Source organism: Metabacillus indicus LMG 22858 (assembly GCF_000708755.2).
Lineage (GTDB): Bacteria > Bacillota > Bacilli > Bacillales > Bacillaceae > Bacillus_P > Bacillus_P indicus.
Window position 1 is genome coordinate 1045672 of sequence record NZ_JGVU02000002.1, and the last position, 18474, is coordinate 1064145.

Genomic DNA, 18474 nt, shown 5'->3' on the forward strand with positions numbered 1-18474 from the left:
CCCAGATCGTTTCTCGGTTTACGAGGGTACGATTCGAGCCTTTGCTTACCCTCCTAGATCGATTTACAGTTTACGAGGGTACGATTCATTGCTTTGCTTACCCTCCCAGATCGATTTACAGTTTACGAGGGTACGATTCGTCCGGTTGCTTACCCCAAAATCAAATTCAGGCACGCACTTCGTCACAATTCCGCACAACAAAAAACAGCTGCCCACTGGTCAGCTGCTCACATCTTTATTTAGATTGAATCATTTTTGTGCGGTAATCGGTTTCGTAGTACTCAAGCTCTTCGCGGATCTCCTGAAAGCCGCTTTCAAGCGAAGCAATCATCGTTTGAAGAGTTGCCGGTACAGCATGGCGGTATTTGATGGCGTTTTTGCCTGTATAGGCGGACCTGCTGTCTTCATACCACACATCAGTTTTCGGATTATAAAACTCTTCAATGCACTGATGATAAATTTTATAAAGCGCCTTTTCGGCAGCAGGCTTTCTGAAAGGCTCGTTCTGAAGCACAATTTTGCACGCTTCAAGCCCTTCCTCACAGTAGACGGACAGCCTTCTCAGATTGCGGAAAAGATCTTCGTAATACTCCTCTTCTCCTCCCGCTTCCTCGTTTAAAAAGGATGAGATTGTCGCATGGTTTAAAAATGTATTCAACTCATTGACGACATTCCCCAAAAAACGTTCTACTTGTTCTGTTTGTGCTTTTACAATGGCATTTCCCACTTGAGACACTTCCCTTCCGTTTGTTTAGATTTCTTTATGTACAGTCATTTTCAGTTTTTCAGCAGCATCTTTAATACTGATCCTGCCATGCTCTTTAATGTGAGCCGGAATCTCCAGGGCCTGCTGGAGATTGATTCCATCCAAGTACTTGAGAAAAACATCCTGTTCATTTACATAAAATCGTTTCCGCTTTAAGAGCGATTCATTTTGAATAATGCAAATTAACGCCAGTACATCCTTTATTGCCGCATCTTTGAAAAGGCCAGGGTTTTGGCCGGCAAACACCTCTTCAAAGTACCTGACATACAGGACGTGAAACGTTTTTTCGGTTTTACCTGTGACAATCGTGATTTCAGAGCGGTTAAAAAAATCCTCGGATGTATTCGGCATCTCTTTTTCTAACTCATAGCCTCTGCACATGGTTATGTACACCTGATTGCCCTCCTGATTTAGATTCAAAAAAAGGAACAAAGAGTGTCCTTTGTTCCGTTGTACCCTATTTTACCACAGGTTCTGCTTCAATTGTGTAAATTATTTGATTTCTTCAAATGTCTGATTGAAATTTTCAAAAAAGAGATCGGCTTCTTCTCCGAACGCCTCGTCGTCTTCTTTTTCGGGAAGAGGAGGAAGCTCTTTAATGTTCTTCAGTCCAAAATGCTCGAGAAATTCCTTGGTCGTTCCATAGAGAATGGCCCGTCCTGTTCCTTCCGCCCGTCCGACTTCTTTCACGAGAACCTTGGCTGTGAGTGTCTGAAGGGGGCGCTCGGATTTGACCCCTCTTATCTCTTCAATTTCCGCTCTAGTAATCGGCTGTCTGTAGGCTACTATTGCAAGAATTTCAAGGGCTGCCTGCGACAGGGAGCTGTGGTTAGGTGTTTCAACCAGTTTCTTTAAATAAGCTGCATGCTTTTTTTTCGTTGTCAGCTGATATACACCTGCGACTTCGATCAATTCAATGCCCCGCTGCTTTTTCTTATACTCTTTTTGAAGTTCTTCTATTGCTTCTGCTACAACCACTTCTTCAATCTCAAGCACGGCTGTGAGCTGTTTTTTTGAAAGCCCCTCATCACCTGCAGCAAACAGCAGGGCTTCCATAATGGATTTCCATTTCTCCAAGGCTTTAAACCCTCCCCAGAATATAAATATCTGAAAAATTTTCTTCCTGTTCAATCATGATGCTGTTGTTTTTCATCAATTCCAAGATGGCAAGAAAGGTTACCACTAGATGATCCTTCTGGTCTGAGGGAAACAGCTCGGTAAATTTGCGTCTGCGGGGATTTCGCCTGAATTCATCAAGTATTTCATCCATCCGCTTCTCAATCGGTATTTCCTGTCTGGCAATTTTCGTCTGCAGCGGCTTCTGCAGTTTTTTTCTGCGCATCATCTTCTGGAATGCCCCAAGCATATCGTAAATGGTGACATTCACCGGATCGGATCCTGCAGCAGGCTCTGCGGCATATGCGCTGAGATCACTCGGCGGCTTTGTAAAAACCTTCGACCGTTCTTCTTCCATGTGTCTTAAATCATCTGCAGCTTCTTTGTACTTGCGGTATTCAATCAGCCTTCTCATCAGCTCATCGCGCGGATCTTCCTCAGGCTCAAACCCAAAGTCATCCTCTTCAAGCTCTTCTTCATGTTTTGGAAGAAGCATGCCGCTTTTAATGGACAAGAGCGTTGCTGCCATTACCAGATACTCAGACGCCACATCAAGCTGAAGTTCTTTCATTGTATGTATATAGAGCATATACTGCTCGGTTATTTCAGCAACCGGTATATCATAAATATCAATCTCAAGTGTATTGATTAAATGCAGGAGAAGATCCAGCGGCCCCTCAAATGCATCGATTTTCACTTTGTACTGCACGTTCATCCCACCACTTCATTCTGTACCGCTTAAGCAGACTACCCTTTAGTATAGAACATAATGTGATCAATCTCCATTACTATTTTAAGTGATTCAGAGAACAATGAGAAAAAAGTCCAGAACCGGGATATTCGCCCATACACATCAAAGCGCCCTGCATAAGATACCAATGTAAATTCGAAAGTTCTTAAGGAGGAATTAGTAATGGGAGATAAAGGTTTTGGCTACGGTTCTGGATTTGCGCTGATTGTTGTATTGTTCATTTTGTTAATTATCGTTGGAGCTGCTTGGCTGTACTAATCAGCGCCTATTAAAGACAGCAACATTCTGGTGCTCAGGCTGATGAGCACCTTTTGTGTTTCATTTCTTCATGGGAGATGCCCCTTTATGCTAAACTGAAGATACATATTTTCTGATGTGAGGGTGATGTTGTCTGTATCCTAAAGCCTATTTAGATTATTTAGTTCACTTCCACGGAGACCGCGACTATTTTGAATGCCATGAAGTGCTTGAAGAACACTGGAAGGAAGATCCTCCCGGAAAGCGCAAGGCATACTGGGTCGGGCTCATTCAGCTTTCGGTCGGTCTTTATCATTACCGAAGGGAAAACTGGAACGGTGCAGAGCGGATGATTAAAAATGCCATTTCCATTTGTTCGCAGGAAAAAGATGCGCTCGCATCACTCGGCCTGCACCCCGAATCGCTTCTTGAGCTGATGAGAAAAACAGCTCTTGCGATTGAACAAAAGCGGCCATATGAGAGCATAAGTCTCCCTGTTGCTGATGAAGAGCTGCTGAAGCAGGCGAAATCACACTGTATAGAAAACGGCATGACGTGGGGAAACCCAAGCAATCTTGCGGATGCCTCCCTCGTGCACAGACATTCCGCGAGGGACCGGTCGGATGTTATTGCAGAACGGAACAGAAGTCTTCTGCAAAAGAAAAAAAACAGATGAAGCATATGCTTCATCTGTTTTTTTGAAATCACGGATTTCTTTAATCCGTGCTCAGGCGTTCTGAAAGTCTGCAGCTAGCAGTCCGGTTCCGTGCACTTTTCGAAAAAAGCTTTTGTCCGTTCATCCGGAACCACTGTTTTTGTTTTGTACTGTTCTTTTAATGCCGCCACCATTTTTCTGCCGATTCCCTGATGACGGTGAGAAGGGTTCACACTTACATGCTGAATCTTCACGCGGTCATCGTCCTCGAACACGACTCCGATTGTGCCGATGATATCATCGTCTTCTTTCCATAGAAACAGCTGCCAGAACTCATCTGCTTCATACTGTTTCATTGTCTGCTGCAAATGCTTTAAATCTTTTTCATTTGGCATAAAAGACAAAAGACCCATGGCAATTTTTTCAAAGCTTTTCTTATAGCGAATTAACATATGAACCCCTCATTAACGAAATAACCTTCCGATTAGAGAAAGCAAAAACAAAAAATTAGAGCCTGTCATCAGACTGATGTTCGGTCCATGTTTCTTCCGTTCACCTAAGCAGATCCCGGATCAGGCAAGAATCACTCTCAGAACATTATAAACAGTTTTCCGGGCTTTTTAAACACTTTTAAGCGAAATTAATCCAATGTGCGCATTAAATTCGCCATTTCGATGGCTGCAACGGCTGCTTCATAGCCTTTATTCCCAGCTTTCGTGCCCGCACGCTCAATCGCCTGTTCAATGGATTCCGTTGTCAGGACACCGAAAATCACCGGAACGCCTGTTGACATGGATGCCTGCGAAACTCCTTTTGCCGCCTCATTGCAGACATAATCATAATGAGTCGTAGATCCTCTGATGACCGTTCCAAGTGTGATCACTGCATCATATTTGTTTGACGCGGCCATTTTTTTGGCAACCAGCGGTATTTCAAATGCGCCCGGCACCCATGCAATTTCCACATTCTCTTCCTCTACGCCGTGGCGCTTTAGTGCGTCTGTTGCCCCGCTCAAAAGCTTGCTTGTAATGAATTCATTAAATCTACCTACGATAACCGCTACTTTTAATCCTGATCCGACTAAATTACCTTCGTATGTTTTCATGACTGTTTCCTCCAATGTTATAGGTTGAGTAAATGTCCAAGCTTTCCTTTTTTCGTTTTCATGTAGCCTTCATTTTCTTCTTTAGAAGGCATTTGAATTGGCACGCGGTCCACTACTGTCAGTCCGTACCCTTCAAGCCCTGCAATCTTTCTCGGATTGTTCGTCAGAAGTTTCATCTCTGCCACGCCAAGATCTTTCAATATCTGGGCACCGATTCCGTAATCCCTCAGATCATCGGCAAATCCAAGCTTATGATTGGCTTCAACCGTATCATAGCCTTCTTCCTGGAGGGCATATGCTTTCATCTTATTTAAAAGGCCGATTCCTCTGCCTTCCTGTCTCATATATAGTAGAATCCCGCTGCCGGCTTCTTCAATCTGAGCAAGCGCTGCATGGAGCTGAGGTCCGCAGTCGCAGCGGTTTGACCCGAACACATCGCCTGTCAGACATTCTGAATGGACGCGTACAAGAGTTGGCTGATCAGGAGAAATGTCTCCTTTCACAAGGGCAATATGCTCCTTGCCGTCAAGAACATTTGAATATCCGACGGCTCTGAACACGCCGAACTCAGTTGGAAGCTTAATATCCGCTTCTCTTTTGACAAGAGCATCCGACACATTGCGGTAGTGAATCAGATCTTTAATGGTGATCATTTTCAGGCCGTGGTGCTCTGCAATTTCCATTAAATCAGGAACCCGCGCCATTTCGCCGTCTTCTTTAATAATTTCACAGATGACGCCTGCCGGGCTTGCACCAGAGAGCCTCGCAAGATCAACAGCAGCTTCTGTATGCCCTGCCCGTCTCAGCACGCCTCCCTGCTTCGCAACGAGCGGAAAAATATGACCAGGCCGTTTAAAGTCAGAAGGAACGGCATCTTCATTTAGAATCGCCATGATCGTATCTGATCGTTCAGAAGCGCTTATCCCTGTTTTGGTGGTTTTATAGTCAATGCTGACAGTAAACGCCGTTCCATGCGGGTCCGTATTGTCGCTGACCATCGGATGAAACTGAAATTTTTCCGCGTATTCTGCTGACAGCGGCACACAGACAAGTCCTCTGCCGTGCTTAATCATGAAATTGATCACTTCAGGAGTCGCATGGTCGGCGAGTGCTACAAAATCTCCTTCATTTTCACGGTCTTCATCATCTACGACAATGACAACCTTGCCGTTTTTCAAATCCTCAATTGCCTCACTTATGGAATGAAATGCCATGAGGTGTCCTCCATTCTAGTAAAATCCGTTTTCTTTTAAAAAATCAGGTGTAATCGATGAAGAGCCCTGTGACTGGTCGATGAATTTCTTCACATACTTGCCAAGCATGTCACATTCAATGTTTACAATATCCCCTGCCTCTTTGCCGCCAAGAACGGTTTCAGAAAGAGTATGCGGGATGATGGACACCGTTACTAATTCATTCTCAAGGCCGAAAATTGTGAGGCTGATTCCATCAATGGCGATTGAGCCTTTCATGACTAATGATGAAGTCAGGTCCCTGCTTGCTTTTATATCGTAATAAACCGCATTTGCAGACGGCCGCTTGCGGATAATCGTACCTGTTCCATCCACATGTCCGGTGACAAAATGCCCGCCAAACCTGCCTCCTGCCGCCATCGCACGTTCAAGATTTACGTTTGAGCCCTGTTTCAGGGCATTCAGCGAGGTAGCCTTCACGGTTTCAGGCATCACATCCACTGTAAAGGAGGATGACGTGAACTTTGTCACCGTCAGGCACACACCGTTCACGGATATACTGTCGCCAAGCTTCACATCTTCCAAAACGTTTGACGCATGAATGGTCATTTCAATGGCTTTATCACTTCCGCTCATGCTGCCGATCGTGCCGATTTCTTCAATAATTCCTGTAAACATCCTGCACTACCCCTCCTTCTTCACGCAGACAATCTTCAAATCTTCTCCAATCAGCTCGGCTGACTTAATTTTCAGCCGGATGGCTTTGTTTATTTCCTTAATCCCTGTTCCTCCTGCAAGAGACGGGGCACCTTCCCCTGCAATCAGAACGGGAGCCGTATAGCTGATGACTTCATTAAACATGCCGCTTTCAATAAAACTTCCATGTACCGTTGCGCCGCCTTCTACAAACAATGACGTCACACCCATTTCACCGAGGGTCTGCAGCAATTCCTCCATTTTTATGAAGGGCGTGTTCATTTTTATCACTTTGGCTTTCTTTTCAAGCCGGTTTACTTTTTCAGCAGGTGCGCCGCTTCCGGCGATCAGCCACGTTTCTGCAAGTCCGTCATTCAGCACGGCGGCTGTTTCCGGAATTCTCAAATGCGTATCAAGCACAATTCGGACAGGCTGCTTTTTAGCATGCTCCGTCCTGCATGTTAAAGACGGATTATCTTTTATAACTGTTTCAATACCGGTAAGTATGGCATCGTGCCTCTCTCTGTAGGAGTGGACATCCTTCCTTGCCTCTTTCCCGGTGATCCATTTGCTCTCTCCCGTGACAGTGGCTGTTTTGCCGTCAAGACTCCCAGCCCACTTCAGCGTAACAAACGGACGTTTCTTTTTAATATAATGGAAAAAAATTTTGTTCAGCTCTGCAGCTTCTTCTTTTGAGACGCCAAGCTCCACTTCAATCCCGGCATCACGGAGTTTCCTTATACCTCTGCCGGCAACTGCCGGATTCGGATCTTCCACAGCCACTACCACTCTTCTCACTTTGGACTGAATAAGCAGATCCGCACAAGGAGGAGTCTTCCCGTGATGGCTGCATGGCTCAAGCGTCACATAAACAGTCGACCCTTCAGCCTCAGCACCCGCCATCCTGATCGCATGAACTTCTGCGTGCGGCTCTCCCGCTTTAAGATGTGCACCAAGACCGACAATCCTGCCGTCCTTCACCACAGCCGCACCAACATGCGGATTGGGCGACGTCTGCCCGATTCCCTGCTCTGCCAAGCGCAGAGCGGTCATCATATACTCGCGATCCTCCAAAACCATATCCCCTTTCTTTTAGAATGCAAAAAAGCCCGCAGGTTGATACCTGGGGGCTTGTCAGGGATTATTGGTCACATTCGCATGCCAAACAAGAGTACTATTCCTCTGTTTTTTCAGAAAAATAATACCCGCACGTCAACACTGTGTTCCTTCTCCCATCCAGACTATACTGTCGGCTCCAGAATTTCACTGGATCCACCGCCTGCACACTGTGCAGCCGGGTCACGGACTGAAAAGCATCTGCTTTATCACCGCCGGTTGGGAATTTCACCCTGCCCCGAAGGAAAACAATGAGTATGAAATTGTTCCTTTCTATCATCTTATCCGGATATGCGGAAGATTGCAACGATTTAATTCCGGGGTTTTCTTATTGGAGATTGATTTTTCTTCTTAGAAAGGGTTGCTGGTTTTTTGAGGTACATTTTATGCGTTTACTTACCCAGCTCACCTGTTTTTTCCGATTTGCGGGGTAAGATTCCCCCCTTTGCTTACCCTGCTAACCCGTTTTTTCCGCCCTGCGGGGTAGGATTCCTCGCTTTGCTTACCCTGCTAACCTGTTTTTTCCGATTTGCTGGGTAGGATTTCTCGCTTTGCTTACCCTGCTCACCCGTTTTTTCCGCTTTGCTGGGTATGATTCCTCCCTTTGCTTACCCTGCTCACCTGTTTTTTCCACTTTGCGGGGTAAGATTCATCCCTTTGCTTACCCTGCTAACCCGTTTTTTCCGCTTTGCGGGGTAAGATTCCTACCTTTGCTTACCCTGCTGACCCGTTTTTTCCGCTTTGCTGGGTAAGATTCCTACCTTTGCTTACCCAGCTCACCCGTTTTTTCCGCTTTACAGGGGTAGGATTCCTCGCTTTGCTTACCCAGCTCACCTGTTTTTTCCGCCTTGCTGGGTAAGATTCCTCCCTTTGCTTACCCTGCTCACCTGTTTTTCCGCTTTGCGGAGGAGGATTTAACTGAATTTACACTTTTTCACGTGGCACATAATGAATTGCTCTGCCATTACCTGTCTGTAAAAAATGATTGTTTAAGATCTTCCTGATGGTCTTTTTTGATTTTACCAAATGACACCATTCCCAAATCTGCTCAACAGTAAGCTTTCTTTCAGGAAAGAGAAACTGAAATTCTTCTATCGCCTGCAGGATGGCTGGAAAATGAGATTCCGTGAATTCACAATTGGAGCAATGAAACTTGGAGTTTTGGAAAGTAGCGTAGATTGACCCGCAAAACCTGCACCCCACCCCCTTCTCAAGCTCATCATACTCATACCCAGGCAGCCGCTCAAAACGGGATTCCTCCTGATGGAGTGCCAAAAGCTTCTCCGCAAGCTTCGAGTGAATGGCTTTAAGCGGGGCGGCACTATTTTTGTTTAGTGTTTTGGCAAAACGGTCCAGCTGGGAATGAAAAATGATGGGGTGTGAGGACGATGCTTGGTAAAGGTGAAACCGGGGATTGATAAAAACCAGGATGGCTTCTACGGGGAGCTGAAAGTGGTGTTCCTGCAGCAGGATTCGAAAGAGGGTTTCGTTTCTGCTTAGCTGCAGCAGGGGGTTTTTGACTTCTTTTTTAACCGGAGAGAGCCACTTATCTTTGTCCAGGTGATAGTCTCCTTCGAAGTTCTTCACTTCAAACAAGTAGATTTTTTGCGGCGAGAGGTACAGAGAATCGATTTGATAGGTTGTTTGATTGGTTTCGAGCAGGAGATCGCTCAAGATGATTCCGTTCCCTTGGTGAAGTTTCAGCCACGCCTCAAACTGTTTTTCCCCTTCAAACCCTTTTTCAAGGTTAAGATGGTGGGCTGCTTCTTCTGCATTCAAATTCTTTCGGGCATTCAGCTTTCTGTACATCAGCAGTTCTTTTGATTCTCGCAGATCTTTCAAGTGCATTCCTCCTTTTACCCATCGTATCTCAAGAAGAAAATTCCATCAAATCCCGAAAATCAAATTTTCGCACAAAAAAAGCTATCCAATTAAGGACAGCTTCCCATTCATCTTATTCTTCCCAGACTTTAACTTCTTTCATTGCATCGCCCTGTTTGATTTTGTAGACGTTGTCCAGTCCTTCAACAACTTGTCCGAAAACAGTGTGGACGCCGTTCAAATGAGGCTGTGGCTCGTGAACGATGAAGAATTGGCTGCCGCCAGTGTCTTTTCCGGCATGCGCCATTGAAAGAGCTCCCGCAACGTGCTTGTGAGGGTTTCCTGCTGTTTCGCATTTGATTGAGTAGCCAGGGCCGCCTGCGCCAGTTCCAGTTGGATCTCCGCCTTGTGCAACGAAGCCAGGGATAACGCGGTGGAATGTTACGCCGTTGTAGAAGCCTTCGTTTGCAAGCTTTTCGAAGTTTTCTACTGTTTTAGGTGCTGCTTCAGGATAAAATTCGATCACCATTTGATCGCCGTTTTCCATTGTAATTTGACCTTTTTTCATATGTATGAAACCTCCTGCATCTTTTTTTCGTCTAATAGACTGAACGTTATTCATTCTACTATATAACGTTTCATAAAGCCAAACAGTTCGCTGTTTTCCTGAAAAAACCTGTCGCCAAACCGATAAAGATATTATAATGAAGATTGCTGTCATAAAGAAGGAGGTCTTTTTTTTGAAAAAGATAATGATTACCGCATTCTCACTGGCACTGCTTGCTTTTCCGTCAATGGGACTTGCCGATGCAGCACCCGGAGACAAAATTATTACACTTGGAAAGAACTTAACAGAAGCACAAAAGGATTCCATGCTGTCTGAAATGGGAGCGGATGACAGTGCTCAAGTCATAGAAGTGACAAACGAAGAAGAACATAAATATCTCGGAAAGTATATTCCGAAGGCGCAAATTGGAACGAGAGCGATTTCCTCTTCAGCGATTACGATTGAAGAGAGCGGCGCAGGCCTTGAAGTAAATACGAAAAATGTCAATTGGGTAACAGATGAAATGTATTTGAACGCCTTGATGACAGCAGGCGTAAAAGATGCTTCCATCCAGGTTTCAGCGCCATTTGAGGTATCCGGCACAGCAGCTTTGACAGGTTTGCTGAAAGCTTATGAAGTAAGTTCAGATGAGGCTATTCCGGAAGATGTGAAACAGGTGGCGAACGAAGAACTTGTCACAACAGCTGAACTCGGCGACAAGGTCGGACAGGAAAACGCCAGTGCGCTCATGGCTAAAATCAAAGAAGAAATTGCGAAAAACGGAGTTCCAAAGACTGATGCCGAGTTCCGTGAACTGATCGAAACATCGGCAAACGACTTGGGCATTACACTGTCTGAAGAAGAAATCAACAGCCTTGTAGCCCTGTTCAATAAAATGAAAGACGTCAACATCGACTGGAATCAAGTAGGACAGCAGCTTGATCAGGCAAAAGACCAGATTTCAAAATTCATAGATTCAGAGGAAGGCCAGAACTTCCTTGATCAGCTGAAAGAGTTTTTTATTGCTCTTTGGGATGCGATCATTGCTATTTTCAGCAATAAAGATAATGCCTGACACATACAGCCTGCAGATACCCATTTCTGCAGGCTGTTTTTATCTTATTTCATATTCCCTGCATTTTTCATAAAAGCTTGTTTTCCCAATTCCAAGAAGCTTTGCCGCCTCCAATTTGTTTCCTTTTGCTTCTGATAAAGCATGGAGGATGGCTCTCTTCTCAGCTTCGGCTACAATGCTCTTAAGCGGTTTCACAGGTCCTTCGAATGTGTTCCTGTTTACTGGCTGCAGCGGCGGGCCGGCAGTGTATGGCATGCTTTGGCTCTGCTCTTCTTTCTGAAGATACAGCGGCAGATGTTCCGGGTAGATGATTTGTCCATCGAGCACATTTACAGCCCGTTCGAGCACGTTTTCAAGTTCCCGGATGTTTCCGGGCCATGTATGCCGTTCAAGATCATGCATCGCTTCTTCTGATAGATCCAGACCGTATCTGTGAAACTTCGTCTCGAGTTTTTTCAATAGAATTCTTGAGATCGGGACAATGTCTTCCTTTCTGTCTGCAAGTGAGGGAATCTCAATTTTTATGACATTGAGCCTGTAGTAGAGGTCCTCTCTGAATTCTCCGTCCAAAACCATCTTCTCCAGATTCCTGTGGGTAGCGGCAATGACCCTAACATCAATTTGAACAGGCCCCCTGCCGCCGATGCGTTCAATTTCCTTTTCCTGCAGCACGCGGAGCAGCTTGCTTTGCATCTGCAGCGGAAGATCGCCAATCTCGTCAAGAAAAATAGTGCCCCCGTGCGCAAGCTCAAACTTCCCCTTTTTCCCTCCTCTTTTAGCACCGGTAAAGGAACCTTCTTCATACCCGAAGATTTCCGATTCAAATAGATGTTCGGGGATGGATGCGCAGTTGACTCTCATAAAAGGGGCAAATTTTCTGCCGCTTGTCTGATGGATGGCGTGGGCAAACAGTTCTTTTCCTGTTCCGGACGCTCCAAGAAGGAGCACGGCTGACTGGCTGTCTGATACTCTTTCTGCGAGCCTTTTTGCTTCGGTGAATTTCGGGCTGCTTCCTACAAGATCCCCGAAATGATACTTGCTGAAGAGCTCTTTTTCAAATTTCTTTTTATAATAGTTTAACTCTTCCATGATCGGCTGGATTTTCTTCGAATAGTCAATCCATTCCTGTGCATTGCGGAACATAACCGTCCCTACAGCGCCAACGAGCTCACCTTTAACATAAAGGGGATACCGGTTGGCAATCATTTCGCTCCCCTTAATTGGATGGATGGACGCTACCTCAGCCTGTCCGGTTTTGGCGACAATCTGCATTCTTGTGTTTTCAATCACATCCTGAACAGGCTTTCCGATTGATTCTTCGGCATTCACGTTTAAAAACTCACAATAGGCAGAATTGAGATAAAGAACTGTCCCCTCATGATCCACTACTACCATGCATTCAGCAGCTAAGTTTACGACCTCTTCAATCCAGTCTGCAGGAAGCTTTTCCATGAGCCCTTTCATTCTCTCCACCTCTTTCCTTTCTTTAAACCGTTTACATTTTATGTTCATCTTACACAGACAGATTGACAAAAATCAATAGATTATGAGATTCAGCACCAGCATTTATACTGTTAAAATTCAGCATATAAAAAAGACAGCATTGCACGCTGTCTTTTTTCACTCTTATTGCACCGTATAGCCGCCGTCAAGAATCGCTGCCTGACCGGTTATTCCTTTCGCTTTGTCGCTTGCAAGGAAGACGGCATAATCGGCAATTTCCTGAACAGCGAGCAGTCTCTTTTGCGGAACGAGCGGATAGATGACCTGCTCGAGCACGCGTTCAAGCTCTACATTTCTTGTTTTTGCAAGGTCTGCGAGCTGGTTTCGCACAAGCGGTGTATCCACGTATCCCGGGCAGAGGGCGTTAACGGTAATCCCATGCTCTGCCCCTTCGAGCGCCGCTACTTTTGTTAATCCGATGACACCGTGCTTTGCACTGTTATAAGCTGCTTTTCCAGCAAATCCGATGACCCCGTTTATGGATGCCATGTTGATGATTCTCCCGAATTTTTGCTTTTTCATGATTGGAAAAGCATGCTTTGTGGCAACAAAAGGAGCTGTAAGCATGACTTTAATCAGAAATTCAAACCGGTCAGTCGGAAATTCGTCAATTGGAGAGACGTGCTGCAGTCCTGCATTGTTGACCAGAATATCCAGGCGGCCGTATTGCTTTTGGACGGTTTCGATTGCTCCAATCATCTCTTCTTCCTTTGTTACATCGCACGCCGCCGCAATGGATTCAAATCCTTCATCCTTAAGCTTTGATGCAGCTGCTTCTGCTGCTTCTCTATTAATATCTGAAATTACGACCGCAGCACCTTCTCTTGCATACTCTTTTGCTATTTCAAAGCCGATCCCGCCTGCAGCGCCTGTGATCAGCGCTGTTTTTCCGCTGAATAATTGGTTCATCGCCATATTCCTTTCTGTCTGTACCTCGCCTTAATGGGCGGTCATTAATGATTGGTTGACCGTAAACGCGGCCTCTGTTTTCTCTTTTACCTCTTCTATGGTCACTCCGTCCTGCAGTTCGACAAGCTCCATCGCACCATCCGCAAAATCAAAGACAGCAAGATCGGTAATGAGGCGGTTGACTACATGCTTTCCTGTCAGCGGAAGGCTGCATTCTTTTTTCACCTTAGATTCGCCGTATTTATTGACATGCTCCATAATCACAATGATTCTTTTGGCGCCGTTTACAAGATCCATGGCACCGCCCATTCCTTTTACCATTTTCCCCGGAATCATCCAGTTCGCAAGGTCACCCTGTTCAGAAACTTCCATTCCGCCGAGAATGGCAAGGTCAATATGCCCCCCGCGGATCATGGCGAAGGATTCGGCACTGTCAAAGTAGGAAGCTCCGGGCACACTTGTTACCGTTTCTTTTCCTGCATTGATCAGGTCTGGATCTTCTGTTCCGGAAACCGGATAAGGTCCGATTCCGAGGAGGCCATTTTCTGATTGCAAAAGAACATTGTAATCCTCCGGAATCTCATTAGCTACAAGAGTCGGCATTCCGATTCCGAGATTCACATTCATTCCGTCCTGAATTTCTTTCACTGCTCGCTGCACCATTTTCCGTCTGCTCTCATTCATGGTTCTGCCTCCTTCTTATGCCTGGCGCACAGTCAGGCGTTCAATGCGCTTTTCATAGTTTGTTCCAAGCAATACATGCTGAACGTAGATACCCGGTGTATGAATTTCGTCCGGATCCAGTTCGCCTGCTTCTACGATTTCTTCCACTTCTGCAATCGTTATTTTCCCTGCCATCGCAGCTACCGGGTTAAAGTTTCTTGATGTTTTCCGGAAGACTAAATTGCCAAGGGTATCTGCTTTCCATGCTTTCACGAGGGCAAAATCACCTACAATCCCTCTTTCAAGAATATAGGTCCGGCCGTCAAAGTCCTTATGTTCTTTTCCTTCCGCGACCTTTGTTCCTACCCCGGTTGCTGTATAAAAGCCCGGAATGCCTGCACCCCCTGCTCTCATCCTCTCGGCAAGCGTACCCTGCGGAATTAATTCAACTTCCAATTCGCCGCTTAAATACTGGCGTTCAAAAATTTTATTTTCCCCTACATAAGAGGACATCATTTTCTTAATTTGTTTGTTGGCGAGAAGAAGGCCGAGACCCCAGTCATCCACTCCGCAGTTATTGCTGACAACTGTCAGGTCTTTGACCCCTTTATCTCTTAACGCAAGAATTGATTTTTCCGGAATGCCGCAGAGGCCGAAGCCTCCAACGACCAATGTTGCACCGTCTTCTATCTTTTCAATTGCCTGTTCAAATGAGTCGAGCACTTTCCCTTTCTCCATCACTGTTCCCTCTCTTTCCCCGATGTTTTCTTAAACTAGACCGAATAGACTGTAAATACCGATGATGACAAATACGGCAACTGTTTTAATGATCGTAATGGCAAAAATATCACGGTAGGATTGTCTGTGAGTCAATCCGGTAACAGCAAGAAGCGTGATAACCGCTCCATTGTGAGGAAGCGTATCCATACCGCCGGAGGCCATTGAAATGACCCTGTGCATCACTTCAGGAGGAATATTAAATTTTTCAATCGCCTCAAGGTATTTATCAGACATCGCACTGAGCGCAATTCCCATACCGCCGGATGCAGAACCTGTAATACCTGCAAGTGTCGTCGTCGTAACCGCACCGTTTACGAGCGGATCTGTGAAAGTAGAAGAAATTCCGTTGCTTACTGCTTTAAATCCAGGCAATGCAGCGATAACGCCCCCGAATCCGTACTCAGCGCCTGTATTCATAGCTGCAAGCAGAGCACCGCCGATACCGGCATTCAGGCCCTCTTTAATGTTAGCGGTTACAGCTTTCCAGTCAAAAGCAATTGTCGCGACGATACCAATTAGCAGCGCCAGCTCAACAGACCAGATAGCAACAACGGACGGCAGTTCGATCTTGCCGAACGCTTCAAGGCCGATGGCTGAAAAATCAAATCCGTTCGGATACCATTTCGGAAATGAAACTGTGAAAAATTTATTCATCACACCAACCAGAATCAGCGGCACAAATGCTAAAACCTGGCGGGCAACACTCGGGTCAGTTCCAGCTGATAAGATAGCTTCTTCTTTTTCGCGGGCGATTTCAGGATCAAGTCCTGCAGCCGTCTCAGAATGAAATCCTGCATATCCTTCTCCGGCTTTTTCCGCTTTTTTGCGTCTTGATTCCAGATACCACATCCCAAGTGAGAGGACGAAGATCGCACCAATGATCCCAAGAACAGGTGCTGCATAGATATCTGTTTTGAAGAAAGTAGTCGGAATTACGTTTTGAATCTGCGGAGTACCCGGAAGGGCATCCATTGTAAAAGTAAAGGCACCGAGAGCAATCGTTCCCGGAATCAGGCGTTTTGGAATGTCCGCCTGGATGAAAAGGTTTTTCGCAAATGGATAGACGGCAAACACAACAACAAACAGACTGACGCCGCTGTACGTTAAAATCGCACCCATCAGAACGATTGCAAGAATCGCTCTCTTCGCACCGACAAGTTTGACAATCGTCTTGGCAATCGATTCAGCAAGGCCTGACATTTCAACCACTTTCCCGAATATTGCCCCAAGCAGGAAGACAGGAAAGTAAAGTTTAATGAATCCGACCATTTTCTCCATAAACACATTGGAGAAAAACGGAAGGACATAACTCGGATCTGTCAGCAGCACGGCAAACAGTGCACAGATCGGAGCAAACAAAATAACCGAAAATCCCCGATAAGCCACAAACATCAATAAACTCAGTGACAATAAAATAATAATGATTTCCACAAACATCCCCCTTAACCTAAGTGTTCTCCTGCATAAGCAGCTCATTTAATGGTAAGCGCTTACAATTTGGGTACCCCTTCCCGCTTTCGCCTTCCATCTAAATGACCGCCTCACAGTAATTACTTGCAAGTTACGTGCCAACATGGCTTTTCCAAATAAAAAGTTCGGAAAATCGACTTAAATTCAGTGAGGGCTTGGTTTGCCTGATTTCAAAAAACAGAAAATTCAATTTTAAAAAGCTGGGTTTTTCCGCAATCTCGGAAATAGAACTCATTCCATTCCGGTATAGCGGAATATTCCGGATATGCGGAATGGGCTTTTATTAAGCATTATTTACCTGCTCCGATTTATAAGGATGCATTTCTCTCTTTTGCTACCCCATATTTCACCCGCACCATTTTATAAGAATGCATTTTCTCCTTTTGCTACCCTATATTTCACCCGCTACGATTTATAGGGTTACATTTTCTTCCTTTGCTACCCTATATTTCACCCTCTCCATTTTATAAGAATGCATTTTCTTCTTTTACTCCCCCATATTTCACCCGCTCTGTTTTATAGGGTTACATTTTATCTTTTTGCTACCCCATATTTCATCTGCTCCGTTTTATAAGGATGCATTTTCTTCTTTTGCTACCCCATAATTCACCCGCTCCTTTTTATAGGTACGCATCCCCTGTAATAACCAGCCTTTTTCACCCCTTCTCCCAAAATCAAAAAAACCGCTCCCAACCGGAAGCGGTTTTTTCTATCTATCAGCATTGAGACACTTTTGATTTTAATGGCAGATCCAGTGCGACCAGATCCTGATACGTTTCTCTTTTAATGACAAGCTGTGCTTCTCCATTTTCTGCGAAAACAACCGGTGGACGCGGGATGCGGTTGTAGTTGTTTGCCATGGAGTATCCGTATGCGCCTGTGCAGAAGACTGCAAGCAGATCATCTGGATTTGCTTGCGGCAGTGGAAGATCCCAAATGAGCATATCTCCGCTCTCGCAGCATTTTCCGGCGATGGAAACCGAGTCATCTTTAGGGTCATTCATCCGGTTCGCAAGGGCTGCTTCGTATTTTGCCTGGTAAAGAGCGGGACGGATGTTGTCGCTCATGCCGCCGTCGACTGAGACATATTTGCGGACATTCGGCACCACTTTTTCTGAGCCGATGGAATAAATCGTTGTGCCTGCGTCACCTACAAGTGAACGGCCCGGTTCAATCCAGATCTCAGGCATGGCAATGCCGCTTTCCTTCACCTGCTGTTTGATGCTTTCAACGATTTTTTCAACATAATATGTGGCAGGCATCGGCTCATCTTCTTCAGTGTAGCGGATTCCGAATCCGCCGCCGAGATTGACCACTTTCGGTTCGTACTGGAACGTTTCTTTCCAGTACGTCACTTTAGTGAAGATTTTTTCAGCAGCGAGAACGAAGCCCGTTGCATCGAAGATCTGTGAACCAATGTGGCAGTGATAGCCGAGAAGGTCGAATGCATCTGATGAAAGAACACTTTCCATCGCGCGTTCTACCTGGCCGTTTTGAAGGTCAAAGCCAAATTTTGAATCTTCCTGGCCGGTCGTAATATAGTCATGTGTATGCGCTTCAACGCCTGGAGTAACCCTCAATAGAACGGGCACTGTCGTTTTTTCCTGGGCGGCAATCTCTTTGATAAGCTCGATTTCTCTGAAATTGTCAACAACGACGCAGCCTATATTCAGCTTAATCGCCATTTCAAGCTCTGCTCTGCTTTTATTATTGCCGTGGAAATGAATTCTGTCTGCAGGAAAGCCTGCTGTTACAGCTGTGTAAAGCTCTCCGCCTGATACCACGTCAAGGGAAAGGCCTTCTTCTTCCACAAGCTGAAACATGGCAACGGAGGAGAACGCTTTGCTTGCATAGGCAACCTGCGCCTTTACGCCAAGCTTTTCAAATGTATGTTTAAAGCTTCTCGCACGTTCGCGAATAAGCGCGACATCGTAAATATAAAGAGGTGTACCGTATTTTGATGCGAGCTCTGCTGCATCTACTCCCCCAATTTCAAGGTGATTCTGCTCGTTGACTTTGCTGCTTCCATGTAAGAACAATTTAGCATCCCTCTTTCATTCCGTAAAAGGAC

General features: G+C 45.5%; 20 protein-coding genes and 1 riboswitch. Of the genes, 3 read left to right on the forward strand and 17 right to left on the reverse strand.

Features of this window, described 5'->3' with window-relative positions; translation table 11 throughout:
• Positions 1 to 235: 235 nt before the first annotated feature.
• The 4 genes from AZ46_RS08540 to AZ46_RS08555 form a co-directional block, all read right to left on the reverse strand.
• Complete coding sequence (locus AZ46_RS08540) at positions 236 to 727, reverse strand: DUF3907 family protein (protein WP_029280131.1); 492 nt, start codon at positions 725 to 727, stop codon at positions 236 to 238.
• Positions 728 to 751: 24 nt separating this feature from the next.
• Positions 752 to 1159, reverse strand: a complete 408-nt coding sequence (locus AZ46_RS08545) for a hypothetical protein (RefSeq protein ID WP_051827269.1) — start codon at positions 1157 to 1159, stop codon at positions 752 to 754.
• Positions 1160 to 1258: 99 nt separating this feature from the next.
• Positions 1259 to 1843, reverse strand: coding sequence for an SMC-Scp complex subunit ScpB (gene scpB / locus AZ46_RS08550; RefSeq protein WP_267881649.1), 585 nt, complete (start codon positions 1841 to 1843; stop codon positions 1259 to 1261).
• A 4-nt stretch (positions 1844 to 1847) separates the two neighbouring features.
• Complete coding sequence (locus AZ46_RS08555) at positions 1848 to 2597, reverse strand: segregation/condensation protein A (protein WP_029280125.1); 750 nt, start codon at positions 2595 to 2597, stop codon at positions 1848 to 1850.
• A 198-nt stretch (positions 2598 to 2795) separates the two neighbouring features.
• Between AZ46_RS08555 and AZ46_RS21470 the strand changes: the two genes are divergently transcribed.
• Both AZ46_RS21470 and AZ46_RS08560 read left to right on the forward strand, forming a co-directional pair.
• Positions 2796 to 2891: a YjcZ family sporulation protein gene (locus AZ46_RS21470; RefSeq protein WP_081414149.1), complete on the forward strand. Its 96-nt coding sequence runs from the start codon at positions 2796 to 2798 to the stop codon at positions 2889 to 2891.
• 133 nt (positions 2892 to 3024) lie between these two features.
• Positions 3025 to 3546, forward strand: coding sequence for a DUF309 domain-containing protein (locus AZ46_RS08560; RefSeq protein WP_029280124.1), 522 nt, complete (start codon positions 3025 to 3027; stop codon positions 3544 to 3546).
• Positions 3547 to 3620: 74 nt separating this feature from the next.
• Here the strand turns inward: AZ46_RS08560 and AZ46_RS08565 are convergent, their stop codons facing one another.
• From AZ46_RS08565 to AZ46_RS08600, 7 genes are all read right to left on the reverse strand, one after another.
• On the reverse strand, positions 3621 to 3977 hold the full coding sequence (locus tag AZ46_RS08565; RefSeq protein WP_029280123.1) for a GNAT family N-acetyltransferase: 357 nt from the start codon (positions 3975 to 3977) through the stop codon (positions 3621 to 3623).
• 188 nt (positions 3978 to 4165) lie between these two features.
• Complete coding sequence (gene ribH / locus AZ46_RS08570) at positions 4166 to 4630, reverse strand: 6,7-dimethyl-8-ribityllumazine synthase (protein WP_029280121.1); 465 nt, start codon at positions 4628 to 4630, stop codon at positions 4166 to 4168.
• Between the two features lie 17 nt (positions 4631 to 4647).
• Positions 4648 to 5844 carry a bifunctional 3,4-dihydroxy-2-butanone-4-phosphate synthase/GTP cyclohydrolase II gene (locus AZ46_RS08575; protein ID WP_029280119.1) on the reverse strand — a complete coding sequence of 399 codons (1197 nt, stop codon included), beginning with the start codon at positions 5842 to 5844 and terminating at the stop codon, positions 4648 to 4650.
• Between the two features lie 15 nt (positions 5845 to 5859).
• Complete coding sequence (gene ribE / locus AZ46_RS08580; protein ID WP_029280117.1) at positions 5860 to 6501, reverse strand: riboflavin synthase; 642 nt, start codon at positions 6499 to 6501, stop codon at positions 5860 to 5862.
• A gap of 6 nt (positions 6502 to 6507) precedes the next feature.
• Positions 6508 to 7593 carry a bifunctional diaminohydroxyphosphoribosylaminopyrimidine deaminase/5-amino-6-(5-phosphoribosylamino)uracil reductase RibD gene (ribD, locus tag AZ46_RS08585; RefSeq protein WP_029280115.1) on the reverse strand — a complete coding sequence of 362 codons (1086 nt, stop codon included), beginning with the start codon at positions 7591 to 7593 and terminating at the stop codon, positions 6508 to 6510.
• A gap of 146 nt (positions 7594 to 7739) precedes the next feature.
• A riboswitch (FMN riboswitch) is annotated at positions 7740 to 7885 on the reverse strand.
• Positions 7886 to 8559: 674 nt separating this feature from the next.
• The gene (locus tag AZ46_RS08595; RefSeq protein WP_051865373.1) at positions 8560 to 9477 is read right to left on the reverse strand and encodes a nuclease-related domain-containing protein; all 918 of its coding nucleotides are present in this window, start codon (positions 9475 to 9477) and stop codon (positions 8560 to 8562) included.
• A 112-nt stretch (positions 9478 to 9589) separates the two neighbouring features.
• Positions 9590 to 10024, reverse strand: a complete 435-nt coding sequence (locus tag AZ46_RS08600; RefSeq protein WP_029280109.1) for a peptidylprolyl isomerase — start codon at positions 10022 to 10024, stop codon at positions 9590 to 9592.
• Between the two features lie 172 nt (positions 10025 to 10196).
• On the opposite strand from AZ46_RS08600, the gene AZ46_RS08605 reads away from it, so the two are divergent.
• Positions 10197 to 11078: a DUF1002 domain-containing protein gene (locus AZ46_RS08605; RefSeq protein ID WP_029280107.1), complete on the forward strand. Its 882-nt coding sequence runs from the start codon at positions 10197 to 10199 to the stop codon at positions 11076 to 11078.
• A gap of 39 nt (positions 11079 to 11117) precedes the next feature.
• Here AZ46_RS08605 and AZ46_RS08610 read toward each other — a convergent pair whose 3' ends face one another.
• From AZ46_RS08610 to lysA, 6 genes are all read right to left on the reverse strand, one after another.
• Positions 11118 to 12542, reverse strand: coding sequence for a sigma-54 interaction domain-containing protein (locus AZ46_RS08610; RefSeq protein ID WP_029280106.1), 1425 nt, complete (start codon positions 12540 to 12542; stop codon positions 11118 to 11120).
• Positions 12543 to 12704: 162 nt separating this feature from the next.
• Positions 12705 to 13490 carry a 3-hydroxybutyrate dehydrogenase gene (locus AZ46_RS08615; RefSeq protein WP_029280105.1) on the reverse strand — a complete coding sequence of 262 codons (786 nt, stop codon included), beginning with the start codon at positions 13488 to 13490 and terminating at the stop codon, positions 12705 to 12707.
• A gap of 30 nt (positions 13491 to 13520) precedes the next feature.
• The gene (locus tag AZ46_RS08620; protein ID WP_029280103.1) at positions 13521 to 14174 is read right to left on the reverse strand and encodes a CoA transferase subunit B; all 654 of its coding nucleotides are present in this window, start codon (positions 14172 to 14174) and stop codon (positions 13521 to 13523) included.
• A 15-nt stretch (positions 14175 to 14189) separates the two neighbouring features.
• Positions 14190 to 14891, reverse strand: coding sequence for a CoA transferase subunit A (locus AZ46_RS08625; protein ID WP_029280101.1), 702 nt, complete (start codon positions 14889 to 14891; stop codon positions 14190 to 14192).
• 30 nt (positions 14892 to 14921) lie between these two features.
• Complete coding sequence (locus AZ46_RS08630) at positions 14922 to 16364, reverse strand: GntP family permease (protein WP_029280099.1); 1443 nt, start codon at positions 16362 to 16364, stop codon at positions 14922 to 14924.
• 755 nt (positions 16365 to 17119) lie between these two features.
• Positions 17120 to 18442: a diaminopimelate decarboxylase gene (lysA, locus tag AZ46_RS08635; RefSeq protein ID WP_029280097.1), complete on the reverse strand. Its 1323-nt coding sequence runs from the start codon at positions 18440 to 18442 to the stop codon at positions 17120 to 17122.
• Between the last annotated feature and the right edge of the window lie 32 nt (positions 18443 to 18474).